Source organism: Rhodococcus sp. USK10 (assembly GCF_019378875.1).
GTDB lineage: Bacteria > Actinomycetota > Actinomycetes > Mycobacteriales > Mycobacteriaceae > Rhodococcus_F > Rhodococcus_F pseudokoreensis.
This window is the reverse complement of record NZ_CP076048.1, coordinates 4,599,684-4,619,741: the sequence shown is the minus strand read 5'-3', so window position 1 is coordinate 4,619,741 and position 20,058 is coordinate 4,599,684. Positions and strand designations below refer to the sequence as shown.

Annotated in this window: 15 protein-coding genes and 2 pseudogenes; 8 read left to right on the top strand and 9 right to left on the bottom strand. The window is 66.7% G+C overall.

Features of this window, described 5'->3' with window-relative positions:
* Window positions 1-20: 20 nt before the first annotated feature.
* The 3 genes from I1A62_RS28240 to I1A62_RS28230 all read left to right on the top strand — a co-directional run bounded on the left by I1A62_RS28240 (window position 21) and on the right by I1A62_RS28230 (window position 3,450).
* Window positions 21-1,415 (top strand): amidase, encoded by a 1,395-nt coding sequence (locus tag I1A62_RS28240; protein WP_219455564.1) that lies wholly within the window; start codon window positions 21-23, stop codon window positions 1,413-1,415.
* 38 nt (window positions 1,416-1,453) lie between these two features.
* The gene (locus I1A62_RS28235) at window positions 1,454-2,860 is read left to right on the top strand and encodes a M20 family metallopeptidase (RefSeq protein ID WP_124391899.1); all 1,407 of its coding nucleotides are present in this window, start codon (window positions 1,454-1,456) and stop codon (window positions 2,858-2,860) included.
* A 125-nt stretch (window positions 2,861-2,985) separates the two neighbouring features.
* The gene (locus I1A62_RS28230) at window positions 2,986-3,450 is read left to right on the top strand and encodes a nitroreductase family deazaflavin-dependent oxidoreductase (RefSeq protein WP_124391898.1); all 465 of its coding nucleotides are present in this window, start codon (window positions 2,986-2,988) and stop codon (window positions 3,448-3,450) included.
* Window positions 3,451-3,502: 52 nt separating this feature from the next.
* On the opposite strand, the gene I1A62_RS28225 is transcribed toward I1A62_RS28230, so the two are convergent.
* Complete coding sequence (locus tag I1A62_RS28225; protein WP_219455562.1) at window positions 3,503-4,282, bottom strand: NAD(P)-binding domain-containing protein; 780 nt, start codon at window positions 4,280-4,282, stop codon at window positions 3,503-3,505.
* Between the two features lie 51 nt (window positions 4,283-4,333).
* Window positions 4,334-4,735: a carboxymuconolactone decarboxylase family protein gene (locus I1A62_RS28220; protein WP_219455560.1), complete on the bottom strand. Its 402-nt coding sequence runs from the start codon at window positions 4,733-4,735 to the stop codon at window positions 4,334-4,336.
* Window positions 4,736-4,811: 76 nt separating this feature from the next.
* Between I1A62_RS28220 and I1A62_RS28215 the strand changes: the two genes are divergently transcribed.
* Window positions 4,812-5,477 carry a TetR/AcrR family transcriptional regulator gene (locus I1A62_RS28215; protein WP_257890565.1) on the top strand — a complete coding sequence of 222 codons (666 nt, stop codon included), beginning with the start codon at window positions 4,812-4,814 and terminating at the stop codon, window positions 5,475-5,477.
* A 27-nt stretch (window positions 5,478-5,504) separates the two neighbouring features.
* On the opposite strand, the gene I1A62_RS28210 is transcribed toward I1A62_RS28215, so the two are convergent.
* The 3 genes from I1A62_RS28210 to I1A62_RS28200 form a co-directional block, all read right to left on the bottom strand.
* Window positions 5,505-6,881, bottom strand: a complete 1,377-nt coding sequence (locus I1A62_RS28210; RefSeq protein ID WP_219455559.1) for an NAD-dependent succinate-semialdehyde dehydrogenase — start codon at window positions 6,879-6,881, stop codon at window positions 5,505-5,507.
* Window positions 6,882-6,909: 28 nt separating this feature from the next.
* The gene (locus I1A62_RS28205) at window positions 6,910-8,535 is read right to left on the bottom strand and encodes an NAD(P)/FAD-dependent oxidoreductase (protein WP_219455557.1); all 1,626 of its coding nucleotides are present in this window, start codon (window positions 8,533-8,535) and stop codon (window positions 6,910-6,912) included.
* A gap of 387 nt (window positions 8,536-8,922) precedes the next feature.
* Window positions 8,923-10,305, bottom strand: a complete 1,383-nt coding sequence (locus I1A62_RS28200; protein WP_257890564.1) for an MFS transporter — start codon at window positions 10,303-10,305, stop codon at window positions 8,923-8,925.
* Between the two features lie 317 nt (window positions 10,306-10,622).
* On the opposite strand from I1A62_RS28200, the gene I1A62_RS28195 reads away from it, so the two are divergent.
* Window positions 10,623-14,033, top strand: coding sequence for a serine/threonine-protein kinase (locus tag I1A62_RS28195; protein WP_219455555.1), 3,411 nt, complete (start codon window positions 10,623-10,625; stop codon window positions 14,031-14,033).
* A gap of 48 nt (window positions 14,034-14,081) precedes the next feature.
* Window positions 14,082-14,301, top strand: a pseudogene (locus I1A62_RS46585) (hydroxyquinol 1,2-dioxygenase); the annotation flags it as partial.
* 14 nt (window positions 14,302-14,315) lie between these two features.
* Here the strand turns inward: I1A62_RS46585 and I1A62_RS28190 are convergent.
* Window positions 14,316-15,101, bottom strand: a complete 786-nt coding sequence (locus I1A62_RS28190) for a GntR family transcriptional regulator (protein WP_219455553.1) — start codon at window positions 15,099-15,101, stop codon at window positions 14,316-14,318.
* Between the two features lie 464 nt (window positions 15,102-15,565).
* On the opposite strand from I1A62_RS28190, the gene I1A62_RS28185 reads away from it, so the two are divergent.
* Window positions 15,566-16,531 carry a sugar phosphate isomerase/epimerase gene (locus I1A62_RS28185; RefSeq protein ID WP_219455552.1) on the top strand — a complete coding sequence of 322 codons (966 nt, stop codon included), beginning with the start codon at window positions 15,566-15,568 and terminating at the stop codon, window positions 16,529-16,531.
* Between the two features lie 216 nt (window positions 16,532-16,747).
* Here the strand turns inward: I1A62_RS28185 and I1A62_RS47300 are convergent, their stop codons facing one another.
* Complete coding sequence (locus I1A62_RS47300; protein ID WP_374710697.1) at window positions 16,748-17,155, bottom strand: transposase; 408 nt, start codon at window positions 17,153-17,155, stop codon at window positions 16,748-16,750.
* A pseudogene (locus tag I1A62_RS28180) lies at window positions 17,155-18,006 on the bottom strand (IS701 family transposase); the annotation flags it as partial. The pseudogene I1A62_RS28180 and the gene I1A62_RS47300, both read right to left, overlap by 1 nt.
* Window positions 18,007-18,083: 77 nt before the next feature.
* On the opposite strand from I1A62_RS28180, the gene I1A62_RS28175 reads away from it, so the two are divergent.
* Window positions 18,084-18,764: a class I SAM-dependent methyltransferase gene (locus tag I1A62_RS28175; RefSeq protein WP_095865582.1), complete on the top strand. Its 681-nt coding sequence runs from the start codon at window positions 18,084-18,086 to the stop codon at window positions 18,762-18,764.
* A 3-nt stretch (window positions 18,765-18,767) separates the two neighbouring features.
* On the opposite strand, the gene I1A62_RS28170 is transcribed toward I1A62_RS28175, so the two are convergent.
* Entirely contained in the window at window positions 18,768-19,997 is a 1,230-nt protein-coding gene (locus I1A62_RS28170) for a cytochrome P450 (protein WP_124391893.1), read from the bottom strand.
* Window positions 19,998-20,058 lie beyond the last annotated feature (61 nt).

Below are 20,058 nucleotides of genomic sequence, written 5' to 3'. Positions count from 1 at the left end.
CCGAACGAGAGGAAATACCCATGCCCGACCAGACAATCGCCGGACGCAGCGTCGCCGAACTGAACGACGCCTTCGCCGGCGGATCGTTGACACCGCTCGACGCACTGGAGTCGACCATCGCGCGCATCGCCGCCAGGGACGACACGCACCGCGCGGTCTATGTGATCGACGCCGACGAGGCCCGCGAATCCGCCAGGCGCAGCGGTGAGCGGTGGCGCAGCGGCGCCGCACTGGGCCCACTGGACGGAATCCCGGTGACGATCAAGGAGAACACCGCGAAAGCCGGTCTGCCGCAGTCGTACGGAACCGCCGCGCGGGAACCGGTGATCGCTACGGAGAACTCGCCCGTCGTCGATCGCCTGCAGGAGGCAGGCGCGGTGGTGGTCGCCAGCACCAGCATGCCCGATTTCAGCGGGCTCGGCTCCGGGGTGTCGTCCCGGCACGGCATCGCGCGCAACGCCTGGAATCCGGCCTGGAACACGGGCGGCTCGTCCTCCGGTGCGGCCGTCGCCGCCGCACTCGGCTACGCGCCGGTCAACATCGGCACCGACATCGGCGGGTCGATCCGCATACCCGCGGCGATGAACGCCGCGTTCGGTTTCAAACCGTCCTACGGGCGCGTCCCGATCAACGACACCTATCTCGGTCGCTGCGCGGGCCCGATCACCCGCACCGTTCGCGACGCAGCCCACACGATGGCGCTCATCGCCCGCCCCGATTCCCGCGACCACACCTCGCTCCCCGACGAATCGATCGGCTGGACCGACCTGGACGTCGACATCCGCGGGCTCCGCCTCGGCGTCAATTTCGGCCCGGTGGAGGGCAAGACCGCCGACCCCGAGATCGTCGCCGCGATACGCCGGGCCGTCGCCGTGTTCGAGGCAGCGGGCGCACAGGTGGAGACCGTCGAGCCGTATCTGTCCCGCGACTACCTGAGCACCGGATTCATCCCGTTCTTCACCGCGCATCTGTGGGCTCAGATGAACGACAAGAACATCGTCGACGATCTGGGCCGGGCTGATCAGGAGATGGTCGCTGCGGTTTCGAGCATCGACTCGCTGTCCTCCCTCGAACTCATCCAGGCGTACGACTCGATCGGGCCGTTCGTACAGGAGACCGTGAACATGCTCGGACGCTACGACGCCGTGCTGTCGCCCACCCCCGGCATCCTCGCCGGACCCGCGGAGAGCCGAATGATGACCGAGTTCGCCGGCCCGGCGAACTTCACGTCCGCGTTCAACGCCGCGGGCACCCCCGCCGCGTCGATCAACTGCGGCTTCTCGAAGGACGGGCGGCCGATCGGCCTGCAGATCGCCGCCGATCGACGGCAGGACCTGACCGTTCTTCAGGTCGCCGCGTGGTACGAGGCACACCGCGGTCCCGAGGCGACACCGCAGTGGAATTCCCTCGACTGATCACCCATCGATCTCTCGCTTCGACTGATAGGACGGACATGAGCACCACACACGACCTCGCCCGACTGATCGACGAACTCGCACCCCGCTACACCGCACTCAGCGATGCCATCTGGGACGACCCCGAACTACGTTGGGAAGAAACAGCATCAGCAGAACGGCACATCGAGCTGGCACGCGCGGAAGGATTCCGCATCACCCCGGCGATCGGCGGTGTGCCGACCGCGTTCAGCGCGGAAGCCGGTTCCGGTGAACCCGTCATCGCCGTCCTCGGCGAATACGACGCGCTCGCCGGCCTCAGCCAGGAGTCCGGCAATCCGGAACGCACCCCGGACCCGGCCAACACCTCGGGCAACGGTCAGGGCTGCGGTCACCACCTCCTCGGCGCCGGTTCCCTCCTCGCCGCCACCGCCGTCAAGCGCTACCTGGAGGAGAACGGACTGCCCGGAACCGTCCGCTACTACGGATGCCCGGCCGAGGAAGCCGCAGCCGGGAAGACCTTCATGGTCGCGGCAGGCGCCTTCGACGACGTCGACGCGTCGATCTGCTGGCACCCGGGCGACAGCACCCTCGTGCAGCGCGACCACAGTCTCGCGTACATGCAGTCGTACGTGCGTTTCACGGGCCTCGCCTCCCATGCCGGGGCGTCACCGGAACTCGGCCGCAGCGCGCTCGACGCACTCGAACTGATGAACGTGGGCGTCAATTTCCTGCGCGAGCACATGCTCTCCGACTGCCGCATCCACTACGCGATCCTCGATGGCGGCGGCCGCTCGGCGAATGTCGTCCAACCGTACGCCGAGGCGTACTACGTCGTGCGGGCACCGAATGTCCGGGAGATGCGTGCGTTGTTCGAGCGGGTTCGCAAGATCGCCGAGGGCGCCGCCCTGATGACCGAAACCACGGTGGAGATCGAAGTCGACGGGGGCTCCTCGAACCTCCTCGGCAACACGGTGCTGGAAACGTCGATGCAGGACACGCTCCTCGAACTCGGACCGGTGCCGTTCGACGAGCAGGACCTCACCACGGCGCGACAGTTTCTGACCGACAAGCCGCTCGACATGTTCGGCACCCGAATCGAAGAGGGTGACAGCCCACTGCACGACGGCGTGATCACGTTCGACGCCGGCGCGCCCCGGCGAGTGCTCACGGGGTCGACGGACGTCGGCGACGTCAGCTGGGTCACTCCCACCGTGCAGTGCACCACCGCGTGTGTCAGCCGCGGCACGCCCGCGCACTCGTGGCAACTGGTCGCGCAGGGGAAGCTCCCCGCCGCACACAAGGGCATGGTCCACGCCGCCAAGATCATGGCCGGATCGGCGATGAATCTCCTCACCGACGCGTCACTGCTGAAGCTCGCGAAGGAGGAGTTCCTCGAACGGACCACCAAGCAGCCCTACGATTCGCCGCTCGTCGACGGCGTGATCGCACCGCCGCTGCGGTAGACGGCGAGGCGGGCACTCGTCCGAGTGCCCGCCTCGGATCGATCAGGAATCGAGAAGCGCCGCTCACCGGACCGCCCGTAGCGTCATCATCAGAACACGATCGCTGGACCGATGGGAGAGAGCACATGACCACGAACAACCGAGCAGGCGAGCGCAAGCCGGGTACGCCGAGTGCATTTTCGCGGTGGATGCAGCGGAAGATGAACGCACGCATGAACCGCAAGATCCGACGCGGCCACGGCCAGTTCATGGGCATGGACGTGCTGATCCTCAACACGGTGGGCCGCCGGAGCGGTCAGCCACGGCAGTCACCCCTGGCCTGGTTCCCGGACGGTGACGACGCCCGGCTGGTCGTCGCGTCGGGCGGGGGGAGCCAGAATCCCGACTGGCACGCCAACCTGATGGCGCACCCCGGCGAGGTGTCGATCGAACTGCCCGGCACCGACGCCACCCCCGTGGTCCCGCAGCAACTCGAGGGCGCCGACCGTGAGCAGGCCTGGCAGCGCATCGCCGCCGCCCAGCCCCGCATCGCGAAGTATCAGAGCAAATCCGATCGGGTGTACCCGGTCATCCGGCTCACCTCACGATGACGGCGGACTTTCACACCGACGTCGGCAGCGCCGGATTCGGTGGGAGACGAACCTAGCGGGCGCCCAGCAGGGCACGCGCCCGCAGGATCGCCTGTTCGACGTTGTCGTCGAGATCTGCCGATGGGAGCGAACCGATTTCGCCGCGGAGCAGCTCGACGTCCTTGAGCAGCAAGTCGTATTGGACGTCGACGAGATTGTCGCTCATCCAGCTCTGGCCGGTCGATACCCCGATCACCTCGAGGAGGCCCGCGGCAGGTGTGCCGAGATTCTCCGCGAGATCGAGCATCCGTGCGGTGGCGGCCAGGTTGTAGGTGGCCAGCGCATTGTTGAGGAGTTTCACCAGGGCCGGCTGACCGTAGGATTCCATGCGGAACACGCGACCGGAGATGTCGCCCAGCAGTCGGTCCTCGGCGGGGGTGGCGTCGGGTCCGGCGAGGAAGATGGTCATCGAGCCTCGGCGCGCACCCTGGGGGCCGCCCGACACGGGGGCTTCGAAGACGCGCCAGTCGTCCGGGGCCGAGGGCATGATCTTCCGGGCGTCTTCCGGCGCCAGCGTGGTGTGGACGAAAACGGTCAGCGGCCGCGTGGTGCGCTCCCGGAGCGCCGCGAAGACGGACGACACCTGGTCCGCCAGCCGCACGGCGACGTGAACGCTGTCCACGGACGGCCAGTCCAGAGCTGCCAGGTCGCTGCCGGCCGGCGACCGGGTCTCCTCCGACCACTCGCGGACGCGCTCCGCGTCGAAGTCGTAGCCGTACACCTCCCGCCCGAGTTGGGCGAGATGTGCTCCGATGTTTCCACCGATGGGTCCGAGCCCAATTATCAAGTGCATGAACGTTCCTCGAGTGTGAGATGTATATGGGAAGCGCCGGGCGGCAACCTCTCAGCCCTCGGTGAGGCCGCGCTCCGCCATGACCTGCTTGACAAGAGTCAGGCCGTTGAGCACGCGCGGGAACCCGATATAGGGGATGCAGTGGATCAGGGCACCGACGATCTTCTCCTTGGTCAGCCCGACGTTGAAGCCGGTGTTGATGTGCAGCTTCAACTGGGGTTCGGTACCCAGGGCGACGAGCGTGGAGATCGTCACCATCGTCTGCTCCTGCTGGGTGAGGCCATCGCGGGAGTAGATGTCGCCGAAGGCGAAGGAGACGATGTAGTCGGACAGGTCCGCGTCCAGGCTCTTGTAGGACTCCACGAGCTTGACGTGGTCGAACGTGTTGACGTGGTCGGTGGAGACGAGCTCCATCATGCGGTCGAGGCCGCGCTGGTAGCGATCTGTAGCCATGAGTATTCCTCGTGAGCGGTTCTGAAGAAGTGAGTAATTTGCAAAACGATACGTCGCGTAGCGATAATAGCACTCGATGGTGAGCTACGGAAAGGCTGTCGACATGAAGGACTCGAGTGCGAGCGATGGTAGAACGCCCCGGACCGCAGGATCCGGTCACGAGAAGCGGCGCGCCCGGACGGAGCGGGTGGTCCTCGACGCCACACGGGAACTACTGGCGGATAACGGATTCGGAAGCCTGACCGTCGAGGGCGTAGCGGCACGGTCGGGAGTGGCGAAGACCACGATCTACCGCAGGTACCGGTCCAAGAACGATCTGGCCCTGGCCGTCCTGCTGGACATGGTCGACGAGGTGAGCACGCAACCGTATCGCGCGGATACCGCCACCGAGCTGACGGCGCTCGTCGACCGGACCGTCGAACTCATGTGCACCTCGCTGATGGGCCTGGTCATGAAGGGCCTGGTCTCGGAGGTCGCCGCGGACCCCGAGCTCGCACGTGTCTACCGGGAGCAGGTGGTGAGCCACCGATTGGCGGACGTGAGCGCGCTGGTGGAACGCGGTATCGCCAGAGGAGAGTTGAGGGCTGACCTCGACCCCGAAATGGTCACGGATCTCGTGCTCGGCCCCATCTACTACCGGTTCTTCCTGAGCGGCTCGCCCATGGACGACGGATTCGGAAAGCGGCTCGTCGCCACGCTGCTCCCCTCGTTCGCAACCCCGGGGGGAAGCGCCCCGGCATGATCGGAGCGCCTCCCATCCACGACTGAATTACTTCTGTCCCTGTGGGTTTCGCACGAGCTTCTTGTTGGCGAACTCGTTGAAACCGTACCGGGCCAGCTCGCGACCGACGCCGGACCCCTTGACGCCGCCGAACGGGAGGTCGGGCGAACTCTTGCTGGTGCTGTTGATCCACACCATGCCGGTCTCGAGTTCCGCGGCGACGCGGTCGGCCTTCTCCGGACTCGAGGTGAACACGCTCGACGAAAGCCCGAACGGGGAGTCGTTGGCCAGTTCGATCGCCTCCTCCAGGGAGCCGATGCGGTGGACTACCGCCACCGGACCGAACAGTTCTTCGTCGAAGGCGCGCATCTCGCGTGTGACGCCGGTCAGGACGGTGGGCGGGTAGTAGGCCCCCTCCGGCCGCCCACCACCCAACAGAACTTCAGCTCCGTGTGAGATCGCTTCCTGGACAAGCTCGTCCAGCTCCTCGGCTCCCGAGTTCGACGCCATCGGTCCGAGCTTGGTCTCGGGGCTGGTCGGGTCGCCGGGCTGCCAGCCGGACATCCCGTCGACGAATTTCCGCACGAACTCGTCGTACACACGTTCCTCCACGAGGAACCGTTTCGACGCGGTGCAGGCCTGCCCGCCGTTGCCGAGGCGGCCGACGACGGCGGCGGCCGCCGCGGCGTCGACATCGGCGTCGGCGAGCACGATGAACGGGTCCGAGCCGCCGAGTTCCAGCACGCACTTCTTCATGTGCCTGCCGGCGATCTCGCCGACGGCGGACCCGGCCTTCTCGGATCCGGTCAGCGACACGCCCTGGACGCGGGGATCCGCAACGGCGTCGGCAACCTGCGCCGAAGAGATGAAGGCGTTGAGGTAGACGCCCGCGGGCAGACCGGCCTCGGTCAGGACCCGTTCGATGGCGAGGGCGGACTGGGGGCAGTTCCGGGCGTGCTTGACGATGATCGTGTTGCCGAGAGCGATGTTCGGGGCAGCGAGGCGTGCCACCTGGTAGTAGGGGTAGTTCCACGGCATGATCCCGACGAGCGGGCCGATCGGCTCGGTGCGGACGACGGCCGTGCCGGATCCCGTGATGTCGAGGGGCTCGTCCGCCATGAAGTCGTCCACATGGTCGGCGTAGTACTGGTAGATCGAGGCCACCAGCTCCACCTCGCCTCTGGCCTGCGCGATCGGCTTGCCCATTTCCAGGGTGAGGAGCTTGGCCAGCTCGTCGGCCTGTTCCCGGTGGATCACGGCGGCCCGGGTGAGGACGGCGCGGCGCCGCTCCAGCGGAGCGGTCCGCCAGGAGCGATAGGCCGTGGTGCTCCGTCCCACGAGATCATCCAACTCGGCGTCCGTGATCTCCGGGTATTGCGCGTTCCGGTCCCCGGTGACCGGGTCGATGGTGGTGTACACACCCATGGGCGTTCTCCTGTGGTGGTGAGGGGTGTCAGGCCGCGACCGTGTCGGCGGAGGTCAGTTCGAAGCCGCGGTAGTCGTCGGCGGTGACGTCGGCGAGGACGCCGCGATAATTGCCCAGACCACCCAGATAGAACAGGACACTGGGCTTCTTACCCGGAATGTTCGCGCCGAAAATCCACGAATCGACCTTTGTGAACACCGTCATGTTCGCGATCTCGGTGCAGGTGTCGGTCCATTCCGCCTCCGCCTCCGGCGTCGGCTCGATCGCCCGCAACCCACTGCGCTCGGCATACGCGATCGTCTCGCTGATCCACTCGACCTGCGTCTCGATGCTCGGCGGCAGATTCGTGAACGGACCGTTGGGGCCCAGCACCATGAACCAGTTCGGGAAATTCGCCGTGGAAATCCCCAGATAACTGGTCGGCTGCCCGCCCCAGTGATCGTTGATGTTCACACCATCCCGGCCCCGGATCTGCATCCGCCGGTAATTACCGTCCACGGCATCGAACCCGGTCGCGAAAACCAGCACATCCAACTCGTGCAGAACACCGTCCTCGGTCACCACACCGTGGGCGGTGACCTCCCGGATCGGGTTCTCCTTGATGCCGACGGCCTCCACGTTCGCCCGGTTGAAAACCCGGTGATAGCCGTCATCGCACAGCGGACGCCGGGCGAACAGGCCCGTCGGGGTCAATGTGCGCGCCGTCTCCGGGTCCTCGATGACCTCGGCGATCTTGGCGCGGATGAACGACGCCGCCGCCTCGTTGGCTTCCTCGTCGGTGGCGATGTCACCGAAGGTCGCGAACATGAAACGGAAACCGCCGCCGTGCTGCCACGCCTCCTCGAAGACACGCCGGCGTTCCTCCTCCGAGACGCTCATCGCCGGCACCGTGGACTCCTCGAAACCGAACGCCACGGACGACCCCTTGACCTGCGACCAGATCCGGTCGTAATCGGCCTTGACCGCGTCGATCTGCTCAGTGGTGACGGGACGCTTGCCGACCGGCACGGAATACTGCGGCGTCCGGACGAACACCGTCAGGTGCTCGACCTCCGGCGCCAGCGCCGTGACGACCTGCTGGCCGGTGGAACCGGTACCGATCACCCCGACCCGGCGGCCCGCGAGGCTCTTGCCCTCGGGCCACGCGGCGGTGTGGATGGTCTCACCCTCGAACGTGTCCAGACCGGGCAGGTCCGGGAAGTTGATGGCCGAGAGCAGTCCGACGGCGTTGATCACGTACGTGGCCCGCAACACCTCACCGGTATCGGTGGTCACCTCCCACAAGGCCTCGTCCTCGAGGTAGACCGCGGAGGTGACCTCGGTGCCGAAACGGAAGTGGCGGCGCAGATCGAACCGGTCGACCACACCCTCGAGGTAGTCGAGGATCTCGGGCTGGGTGATGTACGTGTGCTCCCAGGTGCCGTCCTGCAGCAGATCCTCGTCGAAAGAAAACCGGTAGACATGACTCTCGGTGTCGGACAGAGCGCCCGGGTACCGGTTCCAATACCAGGTACCGCCCGGGCCGTCGGCCTTGTCGAAACCCACCGTGGTCAGGCCGAGTTCGTTGTGCAACTTGTGGACGGCGTAGATACCGCCGAATCCGGCGCCGATGACCACGGCGTCAACGATCCGGGGTGTGGTCTGTGCAGACATGACGAACTCCTGTGTCGTTCCGATGCAGAGAAGAAAAGGGTGAAAGAAGTTGGGGCGGAGCGGCACTGCACGATTGCTGGGTCAGGCGGTCGATTTCTTTTCCGCGTTCTGTGCCCTACCCGCCGGGGCAGTCGTAATGTGGGCAGTCGTAATGTGATAGCCGCCACCGCGTTTGGATCAAGGATAAAAGCAAGGTCCAGCACAACCGCGTTCCAATGTGAAACACCTTGTGGAAACTACTGCGCGCGATCGGGCGCGAGAGAATCGAGGGCGCGCTGTGGGAAGTATCCGGAAACAAGGCCCGTGCCGCGAAGATCCCGGGCCGAATGAACAGACCCCCGGACAGTGGATCGTCGGGGATCTGTTCATTCAGGAGTTCTCGGTGGGCTAGCTCATCGTTGCGTCTGCAGGGCGTGCTGCAGGAGTGGCAGGTTGGGGCGAGCTCAGTTGACCGATCAGCTCTTCAGCTCTCGGGCCGCCGAGGAATTCTGCCGGGGTCTTCGACGTCTCGCGCATTCCGATAACCGCGATCGCACCGATTCCGGTGGCGATCGCACCGAAGAATGCGACCGGAAGCCAGCCCGACGGGCCCGCGCCGAGGAGCACGGCGGCGATCAATGGAGCGAATCCTGCAAGAAGGTTCCCGAGCTGGTTGCTCACAGCCATGCCGGTGAATCGCACCGGTGCCGGGAACTGCTCGGCGAAGAACGACGTCCACACGCCGTTGTAGCAGCTGAAGAACAGCGACATGTTGACGAACGCGAAGATCGCGATCAGCATGGCATTCGCCGTCGAAATCGCCCACAGGTAGGGGAAGATGCTGAGCGCACCGCCGACAGCGCCGATCAGCATCGTTCGCTTCCGGCCGATGACGTCGGAGAGGTAGCCGGCTGTCGGGATGCCGATGATCGACAGGGCTATCGACCCGGAAATGATGGCGAGCATCGTGCCTCGATCCACCCCGACCGAGGTGGCGTACGAGAGGCTGAACACGGCGAACAGGGTTTGCATCGACGCCATCAGTGATGCTCCAGCGACCCGGATCACGTCGCGCCAATGGTGTGTGAGCACGTCGTTCAGCGGTCGCTTCCGGACCTGATCTTCCTGTCGCGCTTCGGTGAAGGCCGGAGTTTCGTCGAGATGGCTTCGCACGTAGTAGGTGATGACGACGACTACGGCACTGAGCCAGAAGGGAATTCGCCAGCCCCAGGTGTAGAGCGCGTCGTGGGGCAGCATCGCGATCGGGAGGAACACGACGGTGGCCAGTGAGCAGCCGACGGCGTAGCCGACCATGACGAAACTGGTGAAGAATCCCCGGCGCCCGACCGGGGAATGCTCGACGGTCAGCGTCGACGCACCCGCCGATTCGGCACCCGCGGAGAATCCTTGCACGACGCGGAGGGCGACCAGCAGCACCGGGGCGACCAGGCCCAGCTGGTCATACGTCGGAAGGCACCCGATGGCAAAGGACGCGACACCCATCATCACGACGGTGGCCAGCATGACGCGTTTGCGGCCGAGCCGGTCGCCGAAGTGACCCATCACCACAGCGCCGACCGGGCGGGCGACATACCCCACGGCGAAGGTGGCGAACGATGCGATGAGCGCGACGGTGGGATCGCCGGAGGGGAAGAACAGCACGTTGAAGACCAAGGCGGCTGCGGCGCCGTATACGAAGAAGTCGTAGTACTCCAGTGCGCTGCCGAGGAGCGCGGCCGTCGCCGCGCGACGGGGAGTCATCGCGGGCGGCGACGAGGTCGTGCTTGTCATGTGTTTCTCCTGAAGCAGGCTCAGTGGTAGCAGGGCGGGGGCCGAGGATGTTTGTGATCCTTGGCATCGGCGGGGCGACCTTGTGACGGTCGCCACGGCGTGTGGATCAAACGTAAGAGCATGTTCCAACCCACCTGTGTTCCGATGTGAAACACCTCTGCCCTACCAGGTCGATATTCGAAGGCCGCCGATCGGCGTCCCCGGTCGCTGCCCCCTGGTACCGGTCGCGGGGATACTCTGGGATCACCCGCCTGCCGACGACGGGATGACTCGAGCCTGGCACCGGTGTGGTGACGCCGACCGGGATGGGGTGTGCGATGGCCGAATTCGATCCGTTTGCCACCCAGCGTGACAACGCCGGGGACATCACGGCAGAGCTGGACGCTGCCGGATTCACCGACCTCGAAGAAATCGGCCGCGGAGGGTTCGGCGTCGTCTACCGATGCCGTCAGCCGCATTTGGACCGCACGGTCGCGGTCAAGGTACTCGCCGCGGACCCGGCGCCAGAGGATCTGGAGCGGTTCCTGCGCGAGCAGCGGGCGATGGGCCGGCTGTCCGGGCACCCCCACATCGTCACCGTTCTGCAGGTGGGCACCACCGCGGCAGGCCGGCCTTACCTCGTGATGCCGTATCACCGGTACGGCTCGCTCGACGCCACGATCCGCCGCACCGGCCCCCTGAACTGGGCCGATACGCTGAATCTGGGGATCGCGTTGGCCGGGGCGCTCGAGGCTGCCCACCGGGCCGGGGTCGTGCACCGCGACGTCAAACCGGCGAACATCTTGCTGACCGAGTACGGCGACGCGCAGTTGGCCGATTTCGGGATCGCCCGAATTCCCGGGGGCTTCGAGACCGGTACCGGTGTGATCACTGGTTCGCCCGCGTTCACCGCCCCCGAGGTCCTCGCCGGGCAGAGCCCCACCCCGGCGTCCGACATCTACAGCCTGGGCGCGAGCTTGTTCTGCGCACTGACCGGGCACGCAGCGTTCGAACGCCGCAGCGGCGAACAGCTCGTCGCCCAGTTCGTGCGGATCACCACCGAGCCGGTGCCGGATCTGCGGGATCCGGCCATTCCCGGTGCGGTGACGGCGGTGATCGGGCACGCCATGGCCGCCGAACCGACGGCTCGCCCACACACGGCTGCGGAGTTCGGGGACGAGTTGCGCGACACTCAGGCCCGGGCCGGAGCGCTCGCCGACGCGCCCGCGGTCGCGCCGGAATCGGTGCCCGTGCCGACCGAGACACCCGCCGGCACGCAACGTGTGCGGCGTGCGCCGCCGACTCCGGCGACGAAGTTCCGGCCACCCACCGCACCGAAGGCCCTGGTCCGCCGGGCACGGCTGCTCGAGGCTCTGCGGGCCGCGAGGCGGCGCCGACTGGTACTCATCCATGCGCCCGCCGGGTACGGCAAGTCCACCCTCGCCGCCCAGTGGCGCGAGGTGCTCGTCGCCGGAGGCACTGCGGTGGCGTGGCTCTCCGTCGACAACGACGACAACAACCTCGTGTGGTTTCTCGCGCACCTGATCGAGGCGATCCGGCGTGTGCAGCCCACCCTGGGTCACGATCTCGGTCAGGTACTGGAGGACCGCGGGGCCGACGCCGACCGCTACGTGCTGACCTCACTGGTCGACGAGGTGCACGACCGAGGGCTGCCGGTGGCGGTGATGATCGACGATTGGCACCGGGTCACCGATTCCGCGACCCTCGCCGCCCTGGGCTACCTGCTCGACAACGGCTGCCACCACCTTCAGCTCATCGTCACCAGCCGGACCCGGTCCGGACTGCCGCTGGGCCGAATGAAGGTTCGCGACGAACTGGTCGAGGTCACCGCCGCCGACCTGCGGTTCGACCTGGACGAATCCACCCGGTTTCTCGTCGACGTGAACGGACTCGCGCTCGCCGATTCCGAGCTCGCCGCGCTGACCCGTTCCACCGACGGGTGGGTGGCCGCTCTGCAGCTCGCGTCCCTGTCGCTCCGCGGCCGATCCGATGCAGGCGAATTGATCGCGCACCTGTCCGGGCGACATCACGCCATCGGTGAGTTCCTGGCCGAGAATGTGCTGAGCGCACTCGAACCCGAACTTCTCGACTTCCTGATGGCCACCTCGATTCCGGAACGAATCTGCGGCGACCTCGCGGGGGTCCTTGCCGACACGACCCGCGGGCAGGTGCTGCTCGAGGAGGTCGAAGAGCGGGATCTGTTCCTGCGCAGCCTCGACGACGACCGGGACTGGTTTCGCTATCACCATCTGTTTGCCGAGTTTCTCCGACGCCGGCTCGAGCGCGACGCACCCGAGCAACTCGCACAGTTGCACCGGAAAGCGTCGGACTGGTTCGCCGACCACCACGCGCTCGGCGAGGCGGTCGATCATGCCCTGGCCGCCGGCGATGACGACCGTGCCGTGGACCTGGTCGAGTCGCACGCGATGAGCCTGATCGAAAGCTCGAAGATGGGGACGGTCCTCGCTCTGGTCGCGAAACTGCCCGCACTGCTCGCACAGAACCGGGCCCGGCTCCAGCTGATCGTGGCATGGGCCAATGTCCTGCTGCATCGCCTCGAGCCGATGCAGGCCGCCCTGGCACGGGTCGAGGCCGCCCTCGACGAGCACACCCTGCCCGAGGCGCAGGTAATCGATCTGCGGGTGGAGGCGGCAGTCATCGCCGATGTCGGTCGGTGCCACGCCGACGTCATCGACGAGGCCGGCGATCAAGTCCGCGAATGCCTCGAGCGACCAGACACCCTGCCGCCCTTCGTCGTCGCCGCGGCAGCCGACGTCACCTCCTTCGCCGACATCTGCACCTTCGACTTCGACGCCGCCCGCCGCCGGCAGGCCTGGGCACGGCCCTACCACCAGCAGACCCACGGCCCGCACTTCGGGATGATCGGGTACTGTTTCGCCGGTATCGCCGCCAACGAACTCCTCGACATCACCGCCGCCGAGGATCACTTCCGGGCCGCCTGGGACCTCGCCGTTTCCACCGTCGGCGTCCACTCGTATGCGGCACAGCTGTCCGGGGCCCTGCTCGGTGACCTGCTGTATCAGCAGGGCACGATCGAAGAGGCCGAGCGCCTGCTGGATGCCAGTTACCGCCTCGGCGCCGAGGGCGGCGTCGTCGATTTCATGCTCGCCAGTTACGGCACCGGAGCCCGGATCAAGGCCCTGCGCGGTGACCTGCCCGCGGCCGCGCAGCGGTTGGACGAGGGCGCCGACACCGCCCGGAAGTTGTCACTGCCGCGGCTCGCCGCGCGGATCGACAACGAGCGGATTCGCTGCGGATGGGAACCGGGCACCGAATTTCACTCTCGGACAGAGCGATCGACGTCAGAACACCGACCTGCCGACCTCAGCATACGAACGACCGAGATCGACGAAGACTCCCAGATCCGGCTGCTCCTGGCCGCCCACGCCTACGACCAAGCTTGTGCCCGGGTGGAGGCGGTGGTCCGGACACTCGAAACAGCGCGGCGACCGCGAGCCCTCCTCGAGGCGAGGATGCTGCTCGCCCGGTGCCTAACCGCCGCGGGAAGGGTCACGGACGCGAAACAGGTCCTCATTCCCGTTGCCGCCGACTGCGCCGAACACGGCCTGCCCCGCCTGGTGGCCGACGGCGGCGAAGCCGTCACCGCACTCCTCACCGGGATCGCCGACGATCAACGCCACGGTCGCTGGCGGCCCGAATGGCCGTCCATCCCGGAGTCCTTCCTTACCCAGACGCGCCCGCGCTAGCGTCGCGGAGTGCGCCTCTCGCCGAAGAAACGCAGGTGGCGGGCCGGTCTGCGCCCCCTGGTCACGCACATCTTCGTCGACGGCGATCCGCAGATCGACATCGGCGACAGCGTCTTCGGGGTCAAGGCGTCACGGATCAAGGAATTCGCGGAGCAAGGAATTCGCGGAGCAACCGCCGGGCACACCCACCCCGGACGGCCGCAGCCGCGGCGACCGTTCCTGGGTGCGAGCGCGTTTCGACATCGTTCGGGCACCCGCGGGCGTCTGACGTCCGATCCCGGATCAGCGGGCCACGTTGCCGAGGTCGACCGTGCTCACATCGACCTCCAGCGGGATGATGTCGCTGCGCACCCACGTTTCGTAGACGTCGTACCGGAGACCTTCGGGCGTCCAGGACGTGGAGCGGATGCACAACATGGGTTCGTTCTCGTCGATCGCCAGCGCCTCGGCGATCTCCGGCGTCGGCCTGGCGGCGCGGATGATGCGGTTGGCGCCGCCCAGGCTGAATCCGGCGTTCCTCAGCAGTGTCGTCAGCGACGCCTCGCCGGCGAGCACCTCGCTGGCGGATGCCAGGACCGGAGTCAGGATCGGCGGGCTGTAGTTGGTACTGAACAGCGCGGGCGTGCCGTCGAGGGAGCGAACCCGCACCAATTCGAAACCCACTGTCGCGCTTGGCAGATTCAGCGCCTGGCAGATGTGGTCGGGGAACGTGGCAGTTCTCGAGCGCAGCACCCGGGTGCTGACCGACCGGTTCTGGTGGCCGATCGCATTCTCGAGGAAGCCCTCCTTGCCCTGGATGACCCAACCGGTGCCGTCCTTGGGGGCGCTGGCGAACACTCCGCGGTTCGGGATTCGCTGCGCGACCCCGCGAGATTCCAGGAACTGCAGGGCCTGACGGACGGTGGCCCGCGACAGTTCGAACTGGACGGAAAGCTCGTTCTCGCTGGGCAGCTTGGCTCCGCGGGCGATGGCCCCCGACGAGATCCGACCCTCCAGCACGGACGCCAGCTGCTGGTAGTACGGCACAACCGACTGCCGATCGATCGAACCCTCGGTACTCGTAGTCACGGAGCGGCTCCTTTCGGCTCTCTGATGTCTCGATCGTAGGTGTTGAAACGGCCAGGCGTTGTCCACGACCTTGCCCCTTGCCCATTTGCGACCCACATCCTGCCGAATAGGATTGTACGTACGATAAGTACAATCTAGTTCGGCAGGATCAAGCGTAAGAGAGTCCGAAGATGTCAACGAGCCCGTCGACGCCGTCGGGCAGACCCTGCGCGCCGGCGCCCGCTGAATCATCGTCGGCCGCAACATCTGGCAGCGCGAACGCAGCGAGGGCGAGCGCGTGCTGAAGGAGATAGGCACCCTGACCCGGGGCGTCAGCTTCTCGTCCTGAGCGGCGTGAACGGCAGCGGCGGACGCGGCGGCGAGCGTGCCCGGCTCACCGTCGCCGCCGTGCATATGTCTTGACAAAGAGTGACACTAGAACGTACTAGTTGTGTACGACGTCTCCCGACAGGAAGTGCACAGCGATGAAAATCGGACTACTCACCGACTCGGTCAGCCATCTGCCCTTCGACGCTGCACTGGACCTGGCGCGCACCCACGGACTGTCGTCCGTCGAGGTCGCCACGGGAAACTGGTCGGAGAGTCCGCACGCGGATCTGCCCGCCCTCGTGTCGTCCGACGGGGCGCGGGAGGAGTTCCTCGGCAAGATCACGTCCCGCGGGCTGACCCTCAGCGCGCTCACCGCCAACGGCAACCAACTCCACCCGGTCACCGGGGACCGGCAGGCAACGGTCGTCCGCGACACCATCACGGCGGCCAGTGCACTCGGAGTCCCGACAGTGGTCCTCATGTCGGGATTGCCGGGCGCCGAAGGTGACTCGTCGCCCAACTGGATCACCACGTCCTGGCCGCCGGAGAACTTGGACATCCTCGCCTACCAGTGGCAGGAGGTGGCAATTCCCTATTGGAAGGAACTCGCCGCCTTCGCGCGCGACGCCAACGTGCGTCTTGCCGTCGAAGCCTGTGGCGCCCAACTCGTCCACAACGTGTCGACTCTGCACCGGCTGATCGACAGCGCCGGGGCGGACGTCGTCGGCGCCAATCTCGACCCCTCGCACCTCATGTGGATGGGCGCGGACATCCCCGCCGTCATCCGGTCCCTCGGCGAGTCCATCTTCCACGTCCACGCCAAGGACATCCGGATCAACCGGTGGAACGCCGAGAACGACGGTCTGCTCGACACCGTTCCGATCACCACCCCGCACGACCGCGCATGGAACTACGTCACCCTCGGCCTGGGACATCCGGACGGGCAGCAGTTCTGGGCCGACTTCGTCTACAACCTCCGGTCCGTCGGCTACGACGGCACGCTCAACATCGAGCACGAGGACGCGCTCGTCAGTTCGATCGAGGGCGTCGGCCGGGCGGCCGCACTGCTGAACCAGGTGGTGCTCACCGAAACCCCCGATTGGACACCGGCCCGCGTGTAGGTGGACACCGTATAGACGGACCGCGTGTTCGCCAGGTAACCCTTACTCTATGAGCGACAACGGCGCGGAAAGTGAACCCGCACATGTTCGGGCGCCGTGGGAAACCGGGACACCTAGTAGTACTTTGTTAGGTGGGGAAGGTGTGGTCACAGAGTGGGCAGGTACCGATCCAACGGGCAAGTGCGCGTTGGAGTTCGCGGAGAACGGCGTAGAGGCTCAGTCCTGCCCAGCTGCTTTTGGGTCGGTGAGCCGGAGGGTGGTGAGGAATAGGTGAGCGGCGGTGACCAGGGTGGCGTGGTGATGCCAGCCCAGCCAGGAACGACCCTCGAAATGATCCAGCCCGAGACCGGTTTTCAGCTCCCGGTAATCGTGCTCGACGCGCCAGCGGAGTTTCGCCAGGCGCACGAGTTCTTTCAGTGGGGTCTCGGCGGGCAGGGTGGAGAGCCAGTAGTCGGTCGGCTCGTCGGCGCCGGCGGGCCACTCGGCGAGCAACCAGAGCCGGGCAGGGTGCCGTCGTCGGCGCGGGGAATGTCGCGGTTCGCCGGGCGGATGCGCAGCGCGGCGAACCGCGAGCGCATCGCCGCGGTCGGATTGGTCAGGTCGGCCTTGCTGCCGCGGCGCCAGGTCACCGTCCGCAGGGCCTTCCGTCCGGCGGCCAGGACCAGGTCCTTGCAGCTGGCGGCCGGTCCCGGGTAGCGCGGGGCCGGTTGCCGTCCGCGCCCGCTGTAGGGAGGTGTCTCGGGGACTGCGTCGCCGGGAAAGGCGCTGGTGGACCCCTTGACGGCGACGACGTAGTCGATGCCCCGCTCGGTCAGCGATTCCCGGAAGGCGGTGGTGTCGCCGTAGCCGGCGTCCGCGACCACGACCGGCGGGATCCGGCCCCACTCGATCAGCTCGTCGATCATCTCGATCGCCATTTCCCACTTTGTGCGGTGATGCTCCGCGTCGGGGATCGCGGACCGGCGCCTGCGGGCGGTGATCGCCGCGACCGCATCGGGATCGGTGGTGGACCGATCGTCCCAGCTCTGCGGCAGGAACAGTCGCCAGTCCAACGGGGCCGACGCGTCATCGGTGGCGGCGTGCACGCTGACCGCGATCTGGCAGTTGCCGACCTTGCCGAGGGTGCCCGAGTACTGACGGGCCACACCCGGCGAGCGGTCGCCGTCCTTGACGAACCCGGTGTCGTCGACGACCCACGCATCCGGGGCGATCAGACCGCACGCTTTGCGGGAGAGGGTTTTCCGTACCGGAACCACGTCCCACGGCGAGGTCGTCACGAACTGCTGCAACTGTTGATGGTCGACCTGCAACCGCTCCGCCATCGGCTGCATCGACTTCCGACGCCCGTCGAGCATCAACCCGCGCGCATACAGCCCGGCCTTCGCCCGCTGATCCTTCCGTGCCAGCGACGAGAACACCTCACCGACAAACGTATCCAACTGTTCCCCGACCCGGGCGAGAGCGGCTGTATCCATGCCCGCATGCTCTCGAGAAAACCACGAAAACTCGAGCCGACACGCCGAGCTAACAAAGTACTACTAGGAGCGCGACCATGCCGCTGGCACCGTTCGACCCCATCACCGCGATCTACACGCCGGCGCACGCCTGGATGTACGAGACCATCGTGGCACCGGCCGTCTACCGCTCACGCCGCGTCATCGACGAGTACTTCCTGCCGCATCTCCCCCCGAACGCCCGCATTCTGGACGTCGGATCGGGTGGGGCGCTGTTCACCAAGTACATCGCCGACCAGCGCCCCGACGTGCACATTCTGGGTCTTGATCTGTCCCAGGCGCAGATCAAGCGCGCCACCAAACGCATGCGCAGCTACGGCGACCGGGTGCGCTTCGACGTGGGCGACGCCACGAAACTGGAGTTCGCCGATCAGACGTTCGACGGCGTGATCAGCTATGGCTCCATCAAGCACTGGTCGTCGCGCGAGGCCGGGCTCGCCGAGTGCGTGCGCGTCCTGAAGCCGGGCGGACCGCTGCTGATCACGGATGCGGACCGCAGCACGAGGTTCGAGGACGCCGAGAAGTTCGTCGAGGACTACAAGGCGCCGCGCATTCTCGGTCCGGTCAACCTCGCGATCTTCCACACCTGGATCGCCGGGCGCTCGATCAGTCTCGACGAGGCGCGTGACCTCGCGGACCGGATCGAGCTCGACGACGCGACCGTAGCGCGCATCACCGACATGCCGCTCGTCATGATTTCCGGTCGCCGGCCTGCGTAAACGTCACGGTCGGTCGCCTGCCCGGGCCGGCAGTGACGCGATGCCGTTGACGAATGCGGAGAGCAGCAGCTCCGGCTCGCCCACCGTGTGGAGTCCGGGGTGGGCGGTGAACAGTTCCTCGAGCATGACCCGCAACTCGAACTTCGCGAGGTTCACGCCCAGGCAGTGGTGGATGTCTTTCGCACCGAAACCGAGCTGCTTGCCCGCGTTCGGGCGGGTGATGTCGAACCGGTCCGGATCGTCGAAGACGCGCTCGTCGTGGTTCGCGGACAGGTACCACATGACGACCTTGTCCCCGGCTGCGATGTGGGCCCCGCCGATCTCGGTGTCGACGGTCGCGGTGCGCCGCATGTAGGGCACCGGGGACGCGAACCGGATCACCTCGTCGATCGTGTTGTCGATGTGGCCGGAGAAGTCGGCGAGCAGCAGTTCCTTCTGGCCGGGGTGCTCGCTGAGCAGGTGCAGCGCCCACGCCAGCGCTTGCCGCGTGGTCTCGTAACCCGCCGTGATCAGCAGGATGACGAACGACCCGAACTCCGTCGGCGTGAGGGTCTCGCCGTCGACCATCGTCGACACCAGGCGGGACGTCAGGTCGTCACCGGGGTCCGCCTTACGTTTCTCGCCCAGTTCGAGGGCGTACCCGTAGATCTGACCGAGGCCCGCCGCACCGCCGGGGGCGGTGACGAACTCCTGATCCCCACCTCCGGAAATGACGTCGGCGGCCGCCGCCAGGATCATCGGCCGGTCGCTCTCCGGGATCCCGAGCAGCTCGCAGATCACCTGCACCGGCAACCGGGTCGCGACCTCGGGGACGAAGTCGAACACCGTATCTCGGGGCAGGTCGGCGGCGATCTGCGCGGCGTAACCGCGCACCCGCTCGGCGATGCCCCGCACCGACGCGGCAGTGAACGCCGATTGCACGATCCCCCGCAGATGCTGGTGCCGGGGGTTGTCCATCGCGATCATCGACATGGCGAACTCGAGGATCTCGACGGGGACGTCGTCGATGGTGAAGCCCTTGGCCGAGGAGAAGACCTCCGGATTCCGGCTCACCGCCACCACGTCGTCGTAGCCGACGACCGACCAGAAGCCCGGACCGTCCGTTTCGGTGTGGAACTCGATCGGGGACCGCTGACGGAGCCCCTCGAACAGGGCGCGACGATCCGCGAAGCTGCGGTCCCAGAACACGCGTGCGGCAGGCGAGATGATGCTTTCGGACGCAGAACCCGTCACCGGTCCCCCTCGGTCGGTCGAACAGTCACTGCGACCCTACTGGGCGGGCAGCGGTTGCGCA